Source organism: Nocardiopsis codii, assembly GCF_036327455.1.
In the GTDB taxonomy this organism is placed as follows: domain Bacteria; phylum Actinomycetota; class Actinomycetes; order Streptosporangiales; family Streptosporangiaceae; genus Nocardiopsis; species Nocardiopsis codii.
This window is the reverse complement of sequence record NZ_JAUZMY010000069.1, coordinates 1-5,031: the sequence shown is the minus strand read 5'-3', so window position 1 is coordinate 5,031 and position 5,031 is coordinate 1. Positions and strand designations below refer to the sequence as shown.

The window sequence follows — 5,031 nt, the reverse complement described above, 5'->3', positions numbered from 1 at the left end:
CGCCGCCCCTCTTCTTCCCCCCTGCGTGGAAAGGACTCCCCGTGACCGACCCCGGCCACCTGTTCACCCGGACGCTGTGCGACATCGTGGGCAGGGAGGCCCTCACCACACGCCTGTCGGAGGAGTTCGTCTTCGCCGACCTGGGGCCGGACTCGGTGCGCACACTGCTGACCTTCGACGACCTCAACGGCGTGCTGTCCGCGTGCTCGCCGGAACCGCCGAGGCTGCGGCTGCACCGGGACGGATCGCCCGTTCCGGTCGACCGGTACACCGAGACCGCGACCGCGTCGCGGTCCGAACGCCGGGTCGTGCGCCCCGAGGCCCTCTACCGGGAACTGCGCGCGGGGGCGAGCCTGGTCCTGGACGGGGTCGACAGGATGCACCCTCCGGTGGCGGCGGCGGCCGACGACCTGATGCGGCTGGTGCGCGAGCGCGCACAGGCCAACCTGTACCTGATCTGGGGCGAGTCGCGCGGTTTCGACACCCACTGGGACGACCACGACACCGTGATCGTGCAGGTGGAGGGGACCAAGCACTGGCAGGTACACGGGCCCGGATCGCGCGCCTTCCCCATGAAGAACGACCTGGACCACGACCACACACCGCCCCGCGACGCCGACGGCGAACTGCACCTCGTGTGGGAGGGGGTGCTGCGTCCGGGACAGGTGATCCACGTGCCCCGCGGCTGGTGGCACACCGTCACCGGGACGGGGGAGGTGAGTATGCACCTGACCTTCGGGTTCACGCGGGCGACGGGGGTGGACTGGGCGGACTCCCTGGTGCGGCGGCTGTTCGCGGAGGAGGGGTTCCGGCGGGACCTGCCCCGCTTCTCCGAACCGGACGTGCGGCGCAAGCACCAGCACGAGCTCGCGGCGCGGCTGGTGGAGCTGGCCGAGGGGTGGGACGTGGACGCCTTCCTGGCGGAGCGGGACGCCCGGTTCCCGCGCCGGACGTCGTTCTCGCTGCCGTGGCCCGTCCAGGAGGGGATCCCGTCCGCCGAGGCGCGGGTGGAGTTCGTGCCGATCCTGCCGCCGCCGGTCGTCCGCGAGGACGGGCGGGTGTCGGTGTCGGTGGGCGGTCGGCGGTACCGGTTCCCCGCAGAGGTCGAACCGGTCCTGGCGGTGCTCGCACAGCACCGGTCGCTGACGGTGGGCGGGCTGGCCGACCGGGCGGACGTGGCCGCGGAGCGTACGGCGGAGATCGTGGCGGCGCTGGCCAGGCACCACCTGGTACTGGTGCGCTGAAGGTCCGCGGCGGGCGGGAGCGGCAGGACCGCCTCCCGTCCTCCGGCTCCGCGGTCGGGAGGCTACCGTCCGCCCAGGTCACGGGCGGCCCGGCAGAGGCACCGGCCGCGGCGCCCCGACCGCTCCCCACCTGACTCGCGCCGCGGCTACCCGGCGGGGACGTCCCCGCCGTCGGGCCGCTCCCCCGCGCGCACGCGCTCCACGTAGACCTCGATGCCGTCCAGGACGCGGTGGATGGAGAAGTCCAGCTCGTCGGCGGGCCCGCCGAGCCGGTCGGGTTCGCCGGGGGGCGGCTGGTCCTCCAGCACCGCGCTCTCCAGCATCAGCGCGATCGTGGGGTAGTCCTCCGCGGTGACGACCCTGCGCAGCCCCACGCTGTAGTCGCGCTCGGCATCGGCCATCGTGCTTCCCGCCTCCCGGGCGGCCCGCGCCATGTCCCCTTCGAGGCGGAGTGTGTCGCGCACGAGGGAGGAGAGCATCGCGAGCATCTGGAGCGAGCTCCCGACGTCGAGCCCCGAGCGGACGATCTCGCGCAGGCCCGCCTCCATCCAGCGCAGGCCGTTGGGTCCGGCGGGAGGGCCGCTGAGCGTCAGCCGGATCGCCCAGGGATGGCGGCGGTAGACCTCCATCACCCTGTGGACCCACTCCTCGACCCCGGCCCGCCACGCCCGGTCGGCGCACGGTTCGGGCGGGGCCCCGTCCATGGCCCGGTCGCTCATGAGGACGAGCATGTCCTCCTTGCTGTCCACGTGCCGGTACAGGGACATCGTGGTGTAGCCGAGTTCCCCGGCCACCCGCTGCATGGAGACGGCCTCCAGGCCCTCCGCGTCGGCGACGGCGACGGCGGCGTCCACGACGGCCTCCCGGCTGAGCTTGGGCCTGGGCCCGCGTCTGGGCGCGGGCCGGTCGAGCCCCCACAGGAGGTCCACCTCCCGCGCCGTCCGGCTCGTCGGCTGCTGCTCGGTCGTCATACCCCACCAGTCGTCGGCTGCGTCTCGTCGGCTGCCCTGCCGCTTTGACACCCATCCTAAAACTGTGTATCTATTACACAATCACGTGTACGGCATATACAGTTTAAGGAGTACGCGCCATGACCCACCCCTCCCCGGCCATCCACGCCGAGGGGCTGCACAAGCGCTACGGGACCACACGGGCGCTGGACGGCGTCTGCCTGACGGTCCCTCCAGGAACCGTCCTCGGCCTGCTCGGCCCGAACGGCGCGGGCAAGACCACCGTCGTGCGCACGCTCGCCACGCTGCTGCGACCCGACTCCGGTCACGCCCTCGTCGCCGGGTACGACGTGGTCACCCAGGCAGACCGGGTGCGCGCGGAGATCGGACTGACCGGCCAGTACGCGTCGGTGGACGAGCTGCTCACCGGCCGCGAGAACCTCGTCATGTTCAGCCGCCTGTACGGCTACGCGCCGCACGCCGCCGCGGAGCGCGCCGAGTCCCTCCTGGAGCGCTTCGACCTGGTCGAGGCCGCCGACCGCCGCGCCGACGGCTACTCCGGCGGTATGCGCCGCCGCCTCGACCTCGCCGTGAGCCTCGTCCAGGAGCCCAGTGTGCTGTTCCTGGACGAACCCACCACAGGCCTGGACCCGCGCAGCCGCATCCAGGTCTGGGAGTCGGTGCGGGCCCTGGTCGCCTCCGGCACGACCGTCCTCCTCACCACCCAGTACTTGGAGGAGGCCGACCAGCTGGCCGACACCGTCACCGTCATCGACCACGGACGCGTCATCGCCGAGGGCACACCCGACGCCCTCAAGGCCCAGGTGGGCGGCGACCGGCTCGACGTGCTCGTCCGCGACCCCGCCGACCTGGAGGCCACCGCCGAGGTCCTGCGCTCCGCCGTGTCCGCGCCGGTCGGCGTCCACCGCGAGGAGCAGCGCGTCAGCGTTCCCGCCGAGGACCGCATGGCCGTGCTGACCCGGGCCGTTCGCGCCCTCGACGGATCCGGCCTGCGCGTGGAGGACGTCAGCGTGCGCCGCCCCACCCTCGACGAGGTCTTCCTCGGACTCACCGGCACGTCCCCCGCCGACCGCTCCGGGAACCCGCGCACCGACGACGTCACCACCACGGAGGAGTACCGATGACCACCACCGCCCTCGGAACCACGACCCCCCGGCCACAGGCCGGCGCCAGGCCGACGCACCGTCCCGGCCGCGCCGGAAGGGTGCGCAAGGCCTGGTCGGACACCCTGGTCCTGGCCCACCGCAACGCCCGCCACATGGCACGCGACCCCTTCGAACCGATCATCGCCATCACCATGCCGGTCATGATGGTCCTGCTCTTCGGCTACGTGTTCGGGAACGTGATGGCCCCGCCGGGCGCCGAGGACTACCGCTCGTTCCTGGTCCCGGCGATGGTCGCGATGGTCATGGTCTACGGCGTCGGCGGCACCGCCTCCGGCATCGCCCGGGACACCGACCGCGACGTGATGAGCCGCTTCCGCTCCATGCCCATGTCCCCCGTGGCGGTCCTGGGCGCCCGTGTCCTGACCGACATGGCCCGCGCGTGCGTCGAGGTGGCCCTGCTGCTCGCCGTGGGGTTCGCGATGGGATGGCGCGCCGAGGAGGGGCTCGGCGGCAGCGCCGCCGCGGTCGGGGTACTCCTGCTCTTCCGGTTGGCCCTGGTGTGGCTGGGCGTGCTGTTGGGCCTGCTGCTGCCGACGCCCGACTCCGTGAGCATGATCGTCTACCCGCTGGTCTTCCCGCTCACCGTCCTGTCGACGAGCTTCGTCCCGTCGTCGGCGATGCCGACCTGGCTGGCCCCGGTGGCCGAGTGGAACCCGCTGTCGGCGGTCGTCACCTCGACCCGGGACCTGTTCGGGAACCCGTCGCTGCCCTCCGACGCCTGGCCCGCGGAGAACGCGCTACTGCTGGCCGTCGCCGTCCCGCTCGCCGTCGTCGTCGCGGTCACACCCCTGGCCGTACGCCGCTTCCAGCGGCTCAGCCGCTGATCCGCCCCCGCCCCGCACCACGCACCCCGGACGAGCCCAGCCCCCGCTCCTCACCCCGCACCACGGAGGAGACGACCCATGACCACGTCCACCGCGAAGCCCCCGCCTTCGGGCACCGGGCGCGAACGGCCCGCCGCCCGCTGGTGGGAGCGCCCCTGGATCGCGCCGCTGGCCCTGCTCTGCGGAATCTTCGTCGCGTTCTCCGTCCCGCCGTACGCGCGGCTGGACCCCGCCACCGCCCCCATCCCGATCTGGGAGGAGCCGGTCTGGTACTACCCGATGCTGCTCTCCCACATCTTCGGCGGCACCGTGCTCATGGCCCTGGTGATCCTCCAGGTCTGGCCCTGGATACGCCGGAACCACCCCGCCGTGCACCGGTGGAGCGGGCGCGTCTACGTCATGTTCGGCATCCCGTTCGTCGGCGTTCCGGCCCTGCTCATCGCACCCCACAGCCACGGCGGAACCTCGGTCGCCATCATCAACGTCCTGTGGGCCACGGCCTGGCTGGCCTTCACCTCCATCGGCTACGTGATGGCCCGCCGGCGCCGCTACGCCACGCACCGCGAGTGGATGCTGCGCAGCTTCGCGCTGATCCTGTCCATCCCCCTCGCCAGGGTGAGCGTGCCCCTGCTGACGATCGCCATGCTGCCCCGGCTGGAGTCGGGCTACGGCGGTGACCTGGAGGCCCTGATCCTGGACATCGCCCCCGGAGCCGCCTTCCTCAACACCGTGCTGCCCCTGCTGTTCGTGGAGTGGTGGCTCAAGTACCGCCGCCCCGGGGGACGCGGAGCCCGCAGGCAGAGAACCGGGTGAGAGGCCGCGGGGC

At 72.8% G+C, this 5,031-nt stretch carries 5 protein-coding genes; 4 read left to right on the top strand and 1 reads right to left on the bottom strand.

Features of this window, described 5'->3' with window-relative positions; all coding sequences use genetic code 11:
• Nucleotides 1-41: 41 nt before the first annotated feature.
• The gene (locus Q8791_RS31610) at nucleotides 42-1,244 is read left to right on the top strand and encodes a JmjC domain-containing protein (protein WP_330095528.1); all 1,203 of its coding nucleotides are present in this window, start codon (nucleotides 42-44) and stop codon (nucleotides 1,242-1,244) included.
• 146 nt (nucleotides 1,245-1,390) lie between these two features.
• Here the strand turns inward: Q8791_RS31610 and Q8791_RS31605 are convergent, their stop codons facing one another.
• Nucleotides 1,391-2,215 (bottom strand): TetR/AcrR family transcriptional regulator, encoded by an 825-nt coding sequence (locus Q8791_RS31605; protein WP_330095527.1) that lies wholly within the window; start codon nucleotides 2,213-2,215, stop codon nucleotides 1,391-1,393.
• A gap of 119 nt (nucleotides 2,216-2,334) precedes the next feature.
• On the opposite strand from Q8791_RS31605, the gene Q8791_RS31600 reads away from it, so the two are divergent.
• The 3 genes from Q8791_RS31600 to Q8791_RS31590 all read left to right on the top strand — a co-directional run bounded on the left by Q8791_RS31600 (nucleotide 2,335) and on the right by Q8791_RS31590 (nucleotide 5,018).
• Nucleotides 2,335-3,339, top strand: a complete 1,005-nt coding sequence (locus Q8791_RS31600; protein WP_330095526.1) for an ATP-binding cassette domain-containing protein — start codon at nucleotides 2,335-2,337, stop codon at nucleotides 3,337-3,339.
• Complete coding sequence (locus Q8791_RS31595) at nucleotides 3,336-4,205, top strand: ABC transporter permease (RefSeq protein ID WP_330095525.1); 870 nt, start codon at nucleotides 3,336-3,338, stop codon at nucleotides 4,203-4,205. The genes Q8791_RS31600 and Q8791_RS31595 overlap by 4 nt, the downstream gene beginning before the upstream one ends.
• Before the next feature lie 78 nt (nucleotides 4,206-4,283).
• A complete protein-coding gene (locus Q8791_RS31590) occupies nucleotides 4,284-5,018 on the top strand; it encodes a DUF2306 domain-containing protein (RefSeq protein WP_330095524.1) in 735 nt (244 codons plus the stop codon).
• Nucleotides 5,019-5,031 lie beyond the last annotated feature (13 nt).